This is a genomic window from Mycobacteriales bacterium (assembly GCA_036497565.1).
GTDB lineage: Bacteria > Actinomycetota > Actinomycetes > Mycobacteriales > QHCD01 > DASXJE01.
In genome coordinates this window covers 1-13,051 of sequence record DASXJE010000074.1, presented here as the reverse complement: position 1 = coordinate 13,051, position 13,051 = coordinate 1, and the positions used below count along the sequence as shown (strand labels likewise).

19 protein-coding genes are annotated in these 13,051 nt (G+C 67.7%); 13 read left to right on the top strand and 6 right to left on the bottom strand.

From position 1 onward, the window contains the following. Positions 1-175: 175 nt before the first annotated feature. The 5 genes from VGH85_06395 (at position 176) to VGH85_06375 (ending at position 4,152) form a co-directional block, all read left to right on the top strand. Positions 176-790, top strand: a complete 615-nt coding sequence (locus tag VGH85_06395) for a nitroreductase family protein (protein HEY2173429.1) — start codon at positions 176-178, stop codon at positions 788-790. A 44-nt stretch (positions 791-834) separates the two neighbouring features. Beyond that, positions 835-1,752 (top strand): LLM class F420-dependent oxidoreductase, encoded by a 918-nt coding sequence (locus tag VGH85_06390; GenBank protein ID HEY2173428.1) that lies wholly within the window; start codon positions 835-837, stop codon positions 1,750-1,752. Between the two features lie 253 nt (positions 1,753-2,005). After that, on the top strand, positions 2,006-2,146 hold the full coding sequence (locus VGH85_06385; GenBank protein ID HEY2173427.1) for a CopG family transcriptional regulator: 141 nt from the start codon (positions 2,006-2,008) through the stop codon (positions 2,144-2,146). After that, positions 2,143-2,904, top strand: coding sequence for a hypothetical protein (locus tag VGH85_06380; protein ID HEY2173426.1), 762 nt, complete (start codon positions 2,143-2,145; stop codon positions 2,902-2,904). The genes VGH85_06385 and VGH85_06380 overlap by 4 nt, the downstream gene beginning before the upstream one ends. A 153-nt stretch (positions 2,905-3,057) precedes the next feature. Further along, entirely contained in the window at positions 3,058-4,152 is a 1,095-nt protein-coding gene (locus VGH85_06375; GenBank protein ID HEY2173425.1) for a ScyD/ScyE family protein, read from the top strand. 263 nt (positions 4,153-4,415) lie between these two features. Here VGH85_06375 and VGH85_06370 read toward each other — a convergent pair whose 3' ends face one another. Continuing rightward, complete coding sequence (locus VGH85_06370; GenBank protein ID HEY2173424.1) at positions 4,416-5,108, bottom strand: YoaK family protein; 693 nt, start codon at positions 5,106-5,108, stop codon at positions 4,416-4,418. 381 nt (positions 5,109-5,489) lie between these two features. Next, positions 5,490-5,957, bottom strand: a complete 468-nt coding sequence (locus VGH85_06365) for a cupin domain-containing protein (protein HEY2173423.1) — start codon at positions 5,955-5,957, stop codon at positions 5,490-5,492. A 120-nt stretch (positions 5,958-6,077) separates the two neighbouring features. Between VGH85_06365 and VGH85_06360 the strand changes: the two genes are divergently transcribed. The 6 genes from VGH85_06360 to VGH85_06335 all read left to right on the top strand — a co-directional run bounded on the left by VGH85_06360 (position 6,078) and on the right by VGH85_06335 (position 9,729). Continuing rightward, complete coding sequence (locus VGH85_06360; GenBank protein HEY2173422.1) at positions 6,078-6,662, top strand: dihydrofolate reductase family protein; 585 nt, start codon at positions 6,078-6,080, stop codon at positions 6,660-6,662. A gap of 170 nt (positions 6,663-6,832) precedes the next feature. After that, entirely contained in the window at positions 6,833-7,204 is a 372-nt protein-coding gene (locus tag VGH85_06355; GenBank protein ID HEY2173421.1) for a CBS domain-containing protein, read from the top strand. Positions 7,205-7,274: 70 nt separating this feature from the next. Beyond that, positions 7,275-7,724, top strand: coding sequence for a helix-turn-helix transcriptional regulator (locus tag VGH85_06350; protein ID HEY2173420.1), 450 nt, complete (start codon positions 7,275-7,277; stop codon positions 7,722-7,724). A gap of 5 nt (positions 7,725-7,729) precedes the next feature. Continuing rightward, the gene (locus VGH85_06345) at positions 7,730-8,140 is read left to right on the top strand and encodes a VOC family protein (GenBank protein ID HEY2173419.1); all 411 of its coding nucleotides are present in this window, start codon (positions 7,730-7,732) and stop codon (positions 8,138-8,140) included. A gap of 36 nt (positions 8,141-8,176) precedes the next feature. Beyond that, positions 8,177-8,512, top strand: coding sequence for a YciI family protein (locus VGH85_06340; protein HEY2173418.1), 336 nt, complete (start codon positions 8,177-8,179; stop codon positions 8,510-8,512). Further along, positions 8,509-9,729 (top strand): RNA polymerase sigma factor, encoded by a 1,221-nt coding sequence (locus tag VGH85_06335; GenBank protein ID HEY2173417.1) that lies wholly within the window; start codon positions 8,509-8,511, stop codon positions 9,727-9,729. The genes VGH85_06340 and VGH85_06335 overlap by 4 nt, the downstream gene beginning before the upstream one ends. An 82-nt stretch (positions 9,730-9,811) precedes the next feature. Here the strand turns inward: VGH85_06335 and VGH85_06330 are convergent, their stop codons facing one another. Next, entirely contained in the window at positions 9,812-10,408 is a 597-nt protein-coding gene (locus tag VGH85_06330; protein ID HEY2173416.1) for a hypothetical protein, read from the bottom strand. On the opposite strand from VGH85_06330, the gene VGH85_06325 reads away from it, so the two are divergent. Further along, positions 10,407-10,574: a hypothetical protein gene (locus VGH85_06325; protein HEY2173415.1), complete on the top strand. Its 168-nt coding sequence runs from the start codon at positions 10,407-10,409 to the stop codon at positions 10,572-10,574. The two genes, VGH85_06330 and VGH85_06325, sit on opposite strands and share 2 nt — an antisense overlap. A gap of 100 nt (positions 10,575-10,674) precedes the next feature. Then, positions 10,675-11,418 (top strand): DUF899 family protein, encoded by a 744-nt coding sequence (locus tag VGH85_06320; protein ID HEY2173414.1) that lies wholly within the window; start codon positions 10,675-10,677, stop codon positions 11,416-11,418. A gap of 79 nt (positions 11,419-11,497) precedes the next feature. Here VGH85_06320 and VGH85_06315 read toward each other — a convergent pair whose 3' ends face one another. Genes VGH85_06315 through VGH85_06305 form a run of 3 tightly spaced genes read right to left on the bottom strand, consistent with a single transcriptional unit; the run spans position 11,498 to position 13,026 of the window. Next, entirely contained in the window at positions 11,498-11,971 is a 474-nt protein-coding gene (locus VGH85_06315) for a carboxymuconolactone decarboxylase family protein (GenBank protein HEY2173413.1), read from the bottom strand. Between the two features lie 30 nt (positions 11,972-12,001). Further along, entirely contained in the window at positions 12,002-12,436 is a 435-nt protein-coding gene (locus tag VGH85_06310; protein HEY2173412.1) for an ester cyclase, read from the bottom strand. A gap of 26 nt (positions 12,437-12,462) precedes the next feature. Then, the gene (locus VGH85_06305; protein HEY2173411.1) at positions 12,463-13,026 is read right to left on the bottom strand and encodes a YceI family protein; all 564 of its coding nucleotides are present in this window, start codon (positions 13,024-13,026) and stop codon (positions 12,463-12,465) included. Positions 13,027-13,051: the final 25 nt, after the last annotated feature.

The window sequence follows — 13,051 nt, the reverse complement described above, 5'->3', positions numbered from 1 at the left end:
GCGAGCGCGCTCTGCCGACCCAGGCCGGTCCCAGCTCCGGTCACCACCGCAGTGGGCACGGGCGCGGGGTCGCGATCGGTCATGGCTGCCTCCCGGTTTCCTCCGAGCGTGGAGACTAACGCGGCAGCCGATTCGCGTGCCTCTGTCGACGGTGGCCGCGCGATAGGGTCGCCCGGTGGAATTCGCGGAGATCCTCCGGCAGCGTCGGATGGTGCGTCACTACGACCCCGATCCGGTCCCGCGCGAGACTCTCGAACGGATCGTGCGCACCGTCCGGCACGCACCGAGCGGCGGCTTTTCCCAGGGCCAGCGGCTCGTGGTCGTCACCAAGCCCGAGACGCGTGCTGCAATCGGACGGCTGTGCGACGAGGACGAATGGATCGCTGAAGGCCTGGAGCCGTGGCTGTCGCAGGCGCCGGTGCACGTCGTCGTGTGCACGCGCGAGCAGGACTACCACGACCGTTACAACAGGCCGGACAAGCTCGCCGCGACGGGCGGAGTGGAGGTCGAATGGCCGGCGCCGTACTGGTTCGTCGACGCCGGTGCCGCCATGATGCTGCTGCTGCTCGCCGCGATCGACGAAGGTCTCGCCGCGGGCGTCTACGGCGTCGATGTGGCGGACATGGAGTCATTCAAGCAGCTGCTGGGAATTCCGGACGACGTCGCCGTCGTCGCGGGCGTGACCATCGGCCGGCGCCGGCCTGATCCGAAATCGGCGGCGATCTCGTCGCGATCGACTCAGCGGCGGCGCAACCTCGACGAGGTCGTGCGCTGGGAGCGTTGGAGCTAGCGGCCGCCGGGCGACGTGCTGCGGCGTAGCCGTAGTGTTGTGTCATGGATCTGCGCGTCTTCGTCGAACCACAACAGGGTGCCACCTACGAGGATCAGCTCACGGTCGCCAAGACCAGTGAGCAGCTCGGGTTCGATGCGTTCTTCCGGTCCGACCACTACCTCTCGATGGGCCCCGGCGACGGGTTGCCCGGACCCACCGACTCCTGGGTGACGCTCGGCGCGATCGCCCGCGAGACCAGCCGTATCCGGCTCGGCACCATGGTCACCGCGGCCACCTTCCGGCTGCCCGGCCCGCTCGCGATCTCCGTGGCCCAGGTCGATCAGATGAGCGGCGGTCGGGTCGAACTCGGCATCGGTACGGGGTGGTACGACGACGAGCACCGCGCGTATGGCATCCCGTTTCCCGAGGTCGTCGAGCGCTTCGACCGCTTCGCCGAACAGGTCGAGATCATCGACGGCCTGTGGCGCACGCCGCCCGGCGGGTCGTACTCCTTCGACGGCGCGCACTACCAACTCTCCGATTCCCCAGCACTACCCAAGCCGGTGCAGTCTCCGCGACCCCCGATCATCTTGGGTGGTGCGGGAAAGCGACGCAGCGCTGCGCTCGCGGCACGGTTCGCCGACGAGTACAACGTAGGCTTCAACCGGGCCGGTACGAAGGCGATCATCGAGCGCGTGCGGGCGGCGGCTAGCGGCACCGGCCGCGAACCGACGTACTCCGTCGCCAACGTGCTCTGCGTCGGCCGGGACGAGAGTGAGATTCGCCGTCGGGCCGAGGTGATCGGCCGCGATGTGGACGACCTGCGGGAGAACGCCTTCGCGGGTACGCCGGCGGAGGTGGTCGAGCGGATCGGGGAGTTCGCCGAGCTGGGTGCGACCCGGGTCTACCTCCAGATGCTCGACATGCACGACCTCGACCACCTCGAGGTCGTCGCATCCGAGGTCATGCCCCAGGTCTGAGCTCCATCACCGTTTCCACGTCCTAGTCGACTCGCGCTCCGGGGCCGACCTGGGCGAGCCCCTTGCCTGCACCGCCCGTGGCGATCATCGGACGCGGTACTCGCAAGTCTGGGGCGTTTTTGCGAGTAGAGCGTCCGATGTCGACTGGTCGACACGCTGCTAGGGTGCTAGCATACGAGCATGGAGGAGCGAACCTATGGCGGTTGAACCCGCGAAGCGACCGGGCAGCGGACGGGCGGCAGCGGACGCCAAGGTGCAGTTCAACGTCTATCTTCCGCCGGCGCTGGTCCGACGGGTCAAGCACAAGGCCATCGACGAGGAGACCAGCCTGTCCGGGCTCGTCGAGCAGGCGTTGACCGAATACCTGGCAGCGCACGGAGAGGCGAGCGGATGATTGCGTCGGACATCGTTCAAGCCGAAGTCGTCGTCATGCCGATCAGATTCACCGACCAGGTGCCGAGGATGCAGGAATTCCTTACCCTGCTGGGCTTCTCGCCACGACTGAGTCGCGCGGAGTCATGGGTCGACATGGCCGGCGGTTCCGGAATGGTGGCGTTGCACGCGGCAGCACTCAGCTCGTCCAGCGCAGGCGACACCGGCCTCAACTTCGAGGTCGCCGACCTCGAAGTACTCGCGGCCCAATTCGCGCGCGCGGGCTACGTCGACATGGAGATCTACGACGAGACCTACGGCCGGGCCGTGAACGTGCGCGACCAGAACGGCACGCAGCTCACCTTCAACGAGCGTCCGACCGATCTGTACGGCTACCGGCTCGACGAGCCGCGGCCCGAGCACGGGATCGTGTCGATGCCACTGCGATTCGACCCGCCGGCCGGGCCGTTCGGTCAGTTTCTCTCAGCGGCCGGGTTCGTACGACTCGACGAGGGCGACGACGAGTGGTGGCGGGTGTGGCGCAGTAACGGCGGCGGCCTCGTGGCCCTGCACCCGTCGGCGGACCACCGAGCACCCGGGTCGGTGCAGTTCGGCTTCCGCACCCGTGAACCTCTGGACGCGCTGGCGGGCCGACTCAAGGCCGGCGGCTACGCGGATGTCGCCGTGTCGGGGGAGTTCGGCGGCGAGCTGACCGTGACCGACCCGGACGACCAGGTGGTGCTCGTGCAATCGGTGCCGAACGACACACCACTCTCGTGAAGGGTCATCGCGGCCCGTAGTCGGCCGGTAGCCCGAGACACCCAATTTCGCGGAGTTCGTTGCCGGCCCCTGACCGCTCTGATACTTGTGTCCCAGACGAAATCCGGCGCTCCTCCGGTAGGTGCGGGCGCCGTGTCGGTTGGGGGGTTCGCAGTGTCCGAACAACGTGGTTCCCGCATCAAGGCCGCAGCCGTCGCTGTCGTCGTCGCGGCGGCATCCGTGACGCTTGCCGCGGCACCCGCGGCGGCGAGCACGCCGTCGTCGGCCGGAAAGCCGACGCTGCGGGTCGTGAAGACCCTCGCCTCCAACTATGTCGGGCCGCTGCAGTTCGCCGTCGCCGGTCCGCTGGTGTTCGTGGCGGACTCGTTCACCTCGACGCTCAACCTCGTCGGCCGGAGCAAGCCGATCGCCACCGGGCCGATGAAGGGTGGCGACATCGCCGGCGTCGCCGTCGACCCGTCACGACTCTCGTTGGCCTACACCAGTAGCAATGCCGACCATTCGACGACGCGGCTGACGATCCTGCGGGCGGGGCGCAAGCCCGTCGTCGCCAACCTCTCCAGGTTCGAACGGATCCATAACCCCGACGGCCGCATCCAGTACGGCGTCGCCCACCCGAGCAAGTGCGTGCGAAATGCGCTGACGAAGGCGGGCATCCCGGTCAACTACACCGGTCAGATCGACTCGCACCCCTATGCGGTGACCGCGCTCCGCAACGGCGCCTGGGCGGTCGCCGATGCCGGCGGAAACGACCTGGTCAAGGTTGACCGCACCGGTCATGTCTCGCTGCTGAGCGTGCTGCCCCGCCAGGCGCTGCATGTCACGCCGCAGTTCGCGGCGGCACAGCACCTCCCGAACTGCGTCATCGGTATCACCTACTACTTCGAAGCCGTCCCCACCGATGTCGAGATCGGCCACCACGGAGACCTGCTCGTCACCACGCTCCCCGGTGGCATGGGAGTCGCCGGAAGCGTCTATCGGATCGACCGGTGGACCGGCAGGCCGTCGCGGATCGCGACCGGATTCGACGGAGCCACCAACCTGGCCGTCGACCCGCGGGGACATGTCTTCGTCGCCGAGATCAACAGCGGCACGATCTCCGAGATCGTCCGGGGTCAGCGTGTGCAGGTCGCGTCGCTGCCGGGGGTGGTCGCCGTCGAATACGCCAACGGTCACCTCTACGCATCGACGGCACCGGCGGCTTCCGGTGGAAAGGGGCCCGGCACGATCGTGGTGCTCGGACGCTGAGAGCCATCCACGAACCAGCCCCTCAGCGGCGCCGATCCACCCTGTGCTTGCAAAACTGGCAACGGGGGCCACGCAGGCACGGTCGGTCACAATGCTGGCAATACGTCAGTCGGCCTGCGGACGAACCGGCGATGATCAGCGGTGTAGTGCAGTTGCAGCGCGGCGGGGGCATCAGCGCCGTACCTCGATGGCTCGGTGGATCTGGAACAGGTGACTCACGGCCTCGCCGATTTACCCAACGGAGGCCGGGTCAAACCCCAGCATCACGGATGGACCGCTCGGCTTTCCGCTTCCGACTTCTGTAACAACACCGGAAGCGCCAGGCTGAAAATAGCCAGGCTGAGTACCAGTGGCCACAGGACGCCGTACCGCAGCAGGAATGCGCCCAGTGTCGCGCTGGCCGCGAAGATCGCCAACGACGCCGCCCGACGCCGCGCGTGGGTGCGTGGCCCGCCGGCCAGGCGGGAGTCGGCCACCAAGGCGGTCATGGTCAGGGTCATCACGTTGGTGGCGAGGTTGGCCACACCCCAGCGACGCAGCATGGCGTTCTGGATTCCCATGGCGAACGACAGAATGCCGGTCACGACGAACCGCGCCCCGCCCTCCGGACCTGGATGCAGGATCGCCGTCGTCACCGTGGCAGCAAGGAGTGCCGCCCACTCCACCGCGAACCCGGCCCGCCGGTCGCTCAACCGGGCGGGCAGCCGGAGAAACCGCCCGCCGGCCACGGCACCCACCATGAAGAACGCCAGCACACTGACGTAGGGGAGGATCGGCCCCGCGCCATGCGTTCCGATCGTCCCGAGCGAGAAGGCGAGATAGACGAGATTCCCGGTCATGATCTCCGAGAAGACGCGGCCCAGACCGAGGAAACAGGCCGCATCAAGGAGGCCGCAGATCGAGGTGATCGCGTAGAGGGCCACGATCAGCGGCGGCTGGCGCCGTCGTCGATCCATGAACCCCTCACCTGGCGTGGCGGCGGTCTCGATGCCCGTGCATGTCGTCGGGCACGCGAAGCGTACCGGCCTGCCAGCGCGATCGGCGGGAGGCGACCCGCACCGTACGCCGCGCGGTAATCAAGGGGCGACGAAGCGTACTCCGGTACCGTGATGTTGCACCGAAGCGACATGGGGGCCGGTGACGTCGAATGAGTGTGGGCACACCTGATGAGGACTGCCCCGACTGCGGTCACGCGAAGGCTGAGCATCAGCGCTCGAGTTTCGGCTGCCTTGCGCCGTCCGGGGACGACACGAGGACGCCATGCGGTTGTCGCCGTTGGCGGACGACCGGCGCGCAGCGGGACGTCGACGAATGGCTGGATCGGTAACGGTCGGATCTCAGAGATATGTTTCCGGCACGGGGCCGACAATGCCCATTGCATGTCTCTCGGAGATGTGACTGAGCAGTTCAGGGGTCGCGGTGCCGTTCGCCTCCGCCTCGGCGAGTTCCTCGAAAAAGCCGACCATCGCGGCCGGACTGAAGAGGTTCAGCTTCTTCCCGGGATCCTGGGAGACCACCTTGAACGTATGCGGGACATTGGGCGGCACGTACACGAAACTGCCCGGCGGACAGATGCCCTGTCGCTGTTCGACAAACATGAGATAGGTGCCCTCGAGGACGTAGAAGGCCTCGGCAGCGTCGCGGTGCACATGCATCGGCGGACCGAAGTCGGGTGGCTCCCCTTGGGTCTGCAAAAGGGTGAACGCGCCCGACGTGGCGGTGGCGTCCGCCAGGACGACCGCTTCGAAGTTCCCGAGGTCCAGACGTCGGCCCTCCTCCGGCCGCACGATGAAGGGCTCGCTCATGCGGTCAGCTTCGCGGCTCATGAGGACAACTGCAAGCCTCGGCGCGCGGACACTACGCCGATGATTTTCCGGGAACCGAGCAGTCAGTAGCGTCGACAACAGACGGGCGAGGAGGACGTCATGGGCAACGTGGTGGTCACCGAATTCGTATCGCTGGACGGGGTCTTCGAGGATCCCGGCGGCGCAGAGAATTTCGAGCACGGGGGATGGTCGTTCCAGTTCGACCGGGGCGCGGACGGTGACCGGTTCAAACTCGACGAGCTCAATACGGCCGACGCACAGCTGCTCGGTCGGGTCACCTACGAGGCTTTCGCCCAGGCCTGGCCGTCGATCACCGATGAGGTGGGCTTCGCGGTCCGGATGAACGAGATGCCCAAGAGCGTCGTCTCCGCCACCCTGACGGATCCGACCTGGCAGAACACGACGGTGATCGCCGACAACGTCGGGGGACAGGTACGTGCGCTGAAGGACAGGTACGCCGGGGACATCCTGATCGCCGGGAGCGGGCTGTTGGTCCGCAGCCTGATGGCCGAGGACCTGGTCGACGAATTCCACCTGATGGTCTACCCGATCGTGCTCGGCAGTGGTCGACGGCTTTTCGACGACGGCACCACCACGACCCGCCTGGCGCTGACCGACTCCCGGCAGGTTGGGCCCGACGGGGTCACCGTCCTCACCTACGTCCCGGACCGCACCGGTTCCTGATGCCCGGGCGTGGCGGAATACCGTGCAGCTAGAGTCGGTTTCGTCCGACGCCCGAACGGAACTCCAGGGGACTTCTCGAGCCCTCGGAAACAGAGCAGACCATGACGGAACCCACTGCCCAGAAAGTGCCTGGTTCACGTCCGGCGACCCAGGCGACCATTGCGGACATCATGCGGCCCCCTCTCACCACGGTCGAGGAGGACGCTCATATCGCCGCGGCGGCATATCTGATGCGGCACGCCGGCGACACCGCCCTCGTCGTCCTGCGTGATGAGCAGGACAGACAACCGCGGGGCCTGGTGACCGAGGCCGACATCGTTCGAGCGGTCGCCGACGGGAAGGACGTGAACGACGTCCGGATCCGCGACATCATGACCTCCGATCTGACCGTCAGCGCGGCCACGACGAGCCTGCGTGACGCGGCCGAGTCAATGCTGGCCGGCCGTTTCCGGCACCTGCTGGTCGTCGACGACGGGCGTCTTGTCGGGATGGTCGACATCGGTGCCGTTTGCGGTGCATTGCTCGCCACGCCGGCCGGCTGACGGTCCGCGATTGGTCCGCCCCGGCCGGCGGCGCTAGGCAGCCCCGGCGCGGCGTGGGACGATCTGGCAGGTGACCAGCCGAGCCGCCGAGGCGCAGCACCTGGACGACCTCGCCCGGCTGCGTCGCGTCCGTGACCGGATGGACCGCGACTACGCGGAGCCGCTGGACGTCGAGGCGCTGGCCCGTGGCGCGCACATGTCGGCCGGACATCTCAGCCGCGAGTTCCGGCTGGCCTACGGGGAATCGCCCTACGGCTATTTGATGACGCGACGCATCGAACGCGCGATGGCGCTGCTGCGTCGTGGCGATCTCAGCGTCACCGAGGTCTGTTTCGCGGTCGGCTGCTCCTCGCTGGGTACCTTCAGCACCCGCTTCACCGAGTTGGTCGGAATGCCGCCCAGCACCTACCGGCGCCAGGCGGCGAGCGCGACGGCAGGAATGCCGTCGTGCGTGGCGAAACAGGTGACCAGACCGATCAGGAATCGAGAAGCGCCGGTCACCCAGCCGCGCCTAGCCTGACCGTCATGGACATCACCATTCACGCGACCTTCCTGCCGCACAACGACCCGGACGCCTCGTTGGCCTTCTACCGCGACATCCTCGGCTTCGAGGTCCGCAACGACGTCGGCTACAACGGGCTGCACTGGATCACTGTCGGTCCCGCCGACCAGCCCGGCACATCCATCGTCCTGTACCCGCCGGGCGTCGACCCCGGCATCACCGACGACGAGCGCCGTACCATCGCCGAGATGATGGCCAAGGGGACCTACGGCATCATGACCCTGGCCACCAAGGACCTCGATGCCACCTTCGAACAGCTCCAGGCCGGCGACGCCGAGGTCGTGCAGGAGCCGACCGAGCAGCCGTACGGGGTCCGCGACTGCGCCTTCCGCGATCCCGCGGGCAACCTGATCCGCATCAACCAGGTCCGCTGAGCCGTTCGCCGCCCGGCCAGTGCCAGACTGCGGCGTATGAAATACATGCTGCTGATGTGCGACGACGAGTCGGATCCGCCGAGCAATGAGGACCTGGCGGCCGACCCGGTGCACCAGGCCTGGGAGGCGGACCTCGAACGCCGCGGCGCCAGGTTGTTCGGCGCGCGGTTGAGGTCGGTCGCCGACGCGACAACCGTACGGCAGCGCGACGGCGAGACCCTCGTCTCCGACGGGCCGTTCGCCGAAACCAAGGATTTCGTCGGCGGTTTCGTGGTCCTCGAGTGCGCCGACCTCGACGAGGCGATCGCGATCGCCGCCGGGCACCCCTACGCGCAGCGGGGCAGCGTCGAGATCCGTCCGGTCTGGGAATGACCCCACCCGACGACGCCGTGCGCGCTGCCGTCGACACGGCGTATCGGGATGAGTGGGGTCAGGTGGTCGCGACGTTGATCGGGCTGACCCGGGATTGGGACCTGGCGGAGGACTGTGCGCAAGACGCGTTCGCCACGGCGCTGGCGACGTGGCCGCGCGACGGCATCCCGAGGCGTCCGGGCGCGTGGCTCACCAATACGGCGCGCAATCGGGCGACCGACCGGCTGCGGCGTGACACGGCCGGGCGTGCGAAGCTGCGCCAGCTCGCCGTGCTGGCCCGGGATCCGGACGAGCCCTCCCTGGACGAGATCCCCGACGAGCGGCTGCGGCTGATCTTCACGTGTTGTCATCCGGCGTTGCCGTTCGAGGCCAGGCTCGCGCTCACATTGCGCACGCTCGCCGGCTTGAGCACCGCCGAAATCGCGCGGGCGTTCCTCACCGCCGAACCCACCATGGCGCAACGCCTGGTCCGTGCCAAGCGCAAGATCGCCGAGGCCGGCATCCCGTATCGCGTGCCTCCCGCCGAGATGCTCCCGGAACGACTGTCCGCGGTCCTCGCCGTGCTCTACCTCATCTTCAACGAGGGCTACGACGAGCAGGACGGAACCCGGGCGCTGGCCGCCGAGGCGATTCACCTCGCGCGGGTTCTCACCCAGCTGATGCCGCAGGAACCCGAGCCGCGCGGCTTGTTGGCGTTGATGCTGCTGCACGAAGCCCGACGGGCGACGCGTACGGACGACGGCATGCTGGTCACGCTGGAGAATCAGGACCGGTCCAGGTGGGATGGTCCCCTGATCGCCGAGGGCGTCGCCGTACTCGACGAGGCGCTGGCCATGCGACGGAGCGGGCCCTACCAGGTGCAGGCCGCGATCGCGGCGTGTCACGCCACAGCACCCGACACGGCGAGCACCGACTGGCCGCAGATCGCCGCCCTCTATGCGGAACTGGCGAGGATGGCGCCGTCCCCGGTGGTTGAGCTGAACCGTGCCGTGGCGATCGCGATGTCCGACGGCATCCCGGCCGGCCTCGTGTTGGTGGATGACCTCGCCGAGTCCGGCCGCCTCGACGGCTACCACCTGCTGCCCGCGACCCGGGCCGACCTGCTCAGGCGGGACGGGCGCGTGGCCGAGGCCAGAGTGGCGTACGAGCAGGCACTTCGGCTGGCTCCGACCGAGGCGGAACGTCGCTATCTGACCGGCCGCCTCCGGGAGCTCTGACCTTCTTCGCCGGTGATGTCGATCCCGGACTGGCTCCTTCGTCGGTTGAGCGAAAACCCCCCAGGCGAAGGAACCACCGATGTCACTCATCGTGACCAAGCCGAGGACCGGCGCAGCAACGGCACCCGCAAAGCGGATCAACCGCGGACTCGTGCTGGCGCTCGCATGTGCGGCCCAGGCGATGGTGGGCCTCGACACCGCCATCGTGAACGTGGCGCTGCCGTCGATCCAACGCGACCTCGGCGTCGGTCACAGCACGTTGCAGTGGGTGGTCGTCGCCTACGGCCTGCTGCTCGGGGGATTCCTTCTCCTCGGCGGCAGGATGACCGACCAGCTGGGCCGGCGGCGGGTCTTCCTCGCCGGACTCACCGTCTTCACAGGTGCGTCGTTCCTGGCCGGTGTCGCGCACCACGCCAGCCCACTGATTGCGGCCCGTGCCGTCCAGGGATTCGGTGCCGCGCTCATCGCACCGGCGGCCCTTTCGCTGCTGGCCGTCACCTTCGATGAGGGACGGGAGCGTGCTCGCGCGGTCGGCCTCTTCGGCGCCGTGGGCGGGGCAGCCGGGTCGGTGGGGGTCGTCGCCGGCGGCCTGCTGGCCGCCGGTCGCGTTGCAGATCGGCGCCCTGTCAGGGGTGTCGCAGGCGGCTTCGGGGCTGGCGTCCGGCCTCGTCGAGACCATGCGCGAGATCGGCGGCGCGGCCGGTGTCGCCGCGGTGTCGACCGTGCTCGTCGCGGGATCAGGCCTGCGCGGCTTCCACACGGCCTTCGCGTTCATCGGCGTCCTCGCCGTCATCGGCGTGCTCATCGCCGCCACCGGATTTGCCCGCAACGCCGAGAAATTCTGAATCTGTTTCGCCGCCGATGTCGATTCCGGCACAGGCCCTTCGTCGGTGGGGCGCCAGGATCAGGAAGAACCAACCGCACAGAAGGAAGAGGAGACCAGTCATGAACGATGAATCAGCCAACCGCAACGCACCGAGCCTTCCCACAGCAGTCGACCGGGCCACCTTCCAGGCGGAGCTGGACAGCCTGCGGGTTCGGGAGAAGGCGCACACCAGGGAAGGCGACTCGATCGCCGCAGCCCGGCGGCGCCTGCCCATGGTGGAGGTGGACGCCAACGCCGCACTGATCGGGCCCGACGGGCCGCGTACTCTGCTCGACGCCTTCGAAGGCCGCAGCCAGCTCATCGCCTACTACTTCATGTGGCACGACGGCCACCCCGCGGCCGAGCAGTGCGAAGGGTGCACGTGGTGCAACGGACAGGTGCGAGAACTGTCCTACCTGCATGCCCGCGACATCACCTATGCCGTCCTCTGCCAGGGTCCGTACGACGAAAGCGTCCGCTACCGCGACTTCATGGGCTGGGACATGCCGTGGTACTCGGCACAGGACTCCGTCGACGTACTCCTCACCGGGCGTCAGATCGGCCTGTTCCACCTCGTGTGCTACCTCCGCGACGGTGACCGCGTCTTCGAGACCTACTGGACGACCGGCCGTGGCGCAGAGGTGATGGACAACAACTACGCGCTCATGGACCGGACAGCGTACGGCCGCCAGGAGCCGTGGGAGGACTCGCCGGCCGGTTGGCCACAGCAGGGCGGCGCCAACGGGCGGGTCAACGGACGCCCCATCGCCCAGTGGTCGCGGATCGACGCGGGACATTCCGACGACCTCACCGGCAAGATCTGATCCCCCGACCGTGATCAAGAGGGGATTCGTGCGGCGTGTCGCGCACTTATCCCCTCTTGATCACGGGCCTGGGGGAGGGTCAGCCCCACTGGCCGGGCTGGTAGTCACCGGCCGGCTGCCTGGTGATGACATTGAGGCGGTTCCAGGTGTTGATGAACGCGATGGTGCAGACGAGGGCGGCGAGTTGGTCCTCGTCGTAATGCTTGGCCGCATTGGCCCAGGCCTCGTCGGTCACGCCACCCGCGCCGTCCGCGATACGGGTGCCCTGCTCGGTCAGCTCCAGAGCGGCCCGTTCGGCCTCGGTGAAGACCGTCGCCTCGCGCCACCCTGCGACGAGGTTCAAACGAAGCGAGGTTTCCCCGGCGTGCTCGGCATCCTTGGTGTGCATGTCGAGGCAGACGGCACATCCGTTGATCTGGCTTGCCCGGATCTCCACGAGTGCGTGTGTGGCGGCCGGCAGCGGCGAGTCCGTCACCCCTCTGCCCGCCGCGGTCAGATGCTTGACGGCGTTCTGCGTCACGGCGATGTCGAAGTAGTTCAGGCGAGCATCCATGATTGATCTCCTTGTCGGTCGTGGTCTTCGCTAGGCCGGAATCATGTTGAGCTGTCGCATCACTGAGAGGGAATCGACGACACCCCAGGTCTCAGCGACTCGGCCGCCCGCGAAGCGGAAGATGAAGATTTCGTTGTACGAGACGGATTTTCCGCTCGGTGGGCGGCCCATGAAGTCACCCTGATGGGTCCCGGTGACCGTGTTTCTGGTGACGATCTTGTCTCCCTCGGCGATCACGTCCTCGACGGTGAGATGCAGGTCGGGGAACGCCCGAAGGAGAATCGCCCACACCTCCTTGAGCGCTTGGGCACCGGTCGTTTGAACCGGCAGTGGCGTGCGGATCCGCACGTCGGGGTCGACGATCGCGTCGATCGTCTTCGAGACGAGCTCCACGTCTCTGGTGTTGACGACATCGTGCAGGCGGGCGAACGTCGCCTTGTTCTCGGCTTCCTGCGTTGCTGACATGGGCCTTCTCCTCGTTGTGGACGTGGTCACCTCTGGAGGACGGCCTCGATCTCGAGGCTGATCGACACCTTGTCGCCGACCGCGACGCCGCCGCCGTCCAGCGGGGTCGTGAGGTCGATGCCGAAGTCGCGGCGGTTGATCTGCGCGGTCGCGGAGAAGCCGGCCCGCTGGCCGCCGAACGGGTCCGGACCGAACCCGTTCACCTCGAGCGCCATCGGCACCTGCCGCGTGATGCCGTGGAGCGTCAGCTCGCCGTCGACGGTCCACCCGTCGTCGGACTGGCGGACGCCGATGGAGCGGTAGCTCATCGTCGGGTACTTCTCGATCTCGAAGTAGTCGGCGGAGCGGAGGTGGTTGTCCCGCTGCTCGAAGCCGGTGTCGATGGACACGAGGTCGATCGTCGCGGTGACCGTCGAATCCAGGGGATCCTCGCCGGTGACGAGGGTGACGTCGTAGCTGGTGAACCGGCCGCGCGTCTTGCTGACCATGAGGTGGCGGACGGAGAAAGCGACTTCGGAGTGCACCGGGTCGGCCTTCCAGGTGCCGATCAGGTAGCCGGGAATCGCGATTGTCGCGGGTGCGGACTGCATGGGTTCCTCCATGGACGTGGTGCCG

Bases quoted from the DNA above. Each gene is read 5' to 3' on its own strand.
- VGH85_06390 (HEY2173428.1), top strand. From the start codon at position 835: ATGGATCTGCGCGTCTTCGTCGAACCACAACAGGGTGCCACCTACGAG.
- VGH85_06380 (HEY2173426.1), top strand. From the start codon at position 2,143: ATGATTGCGTCGGACATCGTTCAAGCCGAAGTCGTCGTCATGCCGATC.
- VGH85_06370 (HEY2173424.1), bottom strand. From the start codon at position 5,108: ATGGATCGACGACGGCGCCAGCCGCCGCTGATCGTGGCCCTCTACGCG.
- VGH85_06365 (HEY2173423.1), bottom strand. From the start codon at position 5,957: ATGAGCGAGCCCTTCATCGTGCGGCCGGAGGAGGGCCGACGTCTGGAC.
- VGH85_06360 (HEY2173422.1), top strand. From the start codon at position 6,078: ATGGGCAACGTGGTGGTCACCGAATTCGTATCGCTGGACGGGGTCTTC.
- VGH85_06355 (HEY2173421.1), top strand. From the start codon at position 6,833: ATGCGGCCCCCTCTCACCACGGTCGAGGAGGACGCTCATATCGCCGCG.
- VGH85_06345 (HEY2173419.1), top strand. From the start codon at position 7,730: ATGGACATCACCATTCACGCGACCTTCCTGCCGCACAACGACCCGGAC.
- VGH85_06340 (HEY2173418.1), top strand. From the start codon at position 8,177: ATGAAATACATGCTGCTGATGTGCGACGACGAGTCGGATCCGCCGAGC.
- VGH85_06335 (HEY2173417.1), top strand. From the start codon at position 8,509: ATGACCCCACCCGACGACGCCGTGCGCGCTGCCGTCGACACGGCGTAT.
- VGH85_06325 (HEY2173415.1), top strand. From the start codon at position 10,407: ATGCGCGAGATCGGCGGCGCGGCCGGTGTCGCCGCGGTGTCGACCGTG.
- VGH85_06330 (HEY2173416.1), bottom strand. From the start codon at position 10,408: ATGGTCTCGACGAGGCCGGACGCCAGCCCCGAAGCCGCCTGCGACACC.
- VGH85_06320 (HEY2173414.1), top strand. From the start codon at position 10,675: ATGAACGATGAATCAGCCAACCGCAACGCACCGAGCCTTCCCACAGCA.
- VGH85_06315 (HEY2173413.1), bottom strand. From the start codon at position 11,971: ATGGATGCTCGCCTGAACTACTTCGACATCGCCGTGACGCAGAACGCC.
- VGH85_06310 (HEY2173412.1), bottom strand. From the start codon at position 12,436: ATGTCAGCAACGCAGGAAGCCGAGAACAAGGCGACGTTCGCCCGCCTG.
- VGH85_06305 (HEY2173411.1), bottom strand. From the start codon at position 13,026: ATGCAGTCCGCACCCGCGACAATCGCGATTCCCGGCTACCTGATCGGC.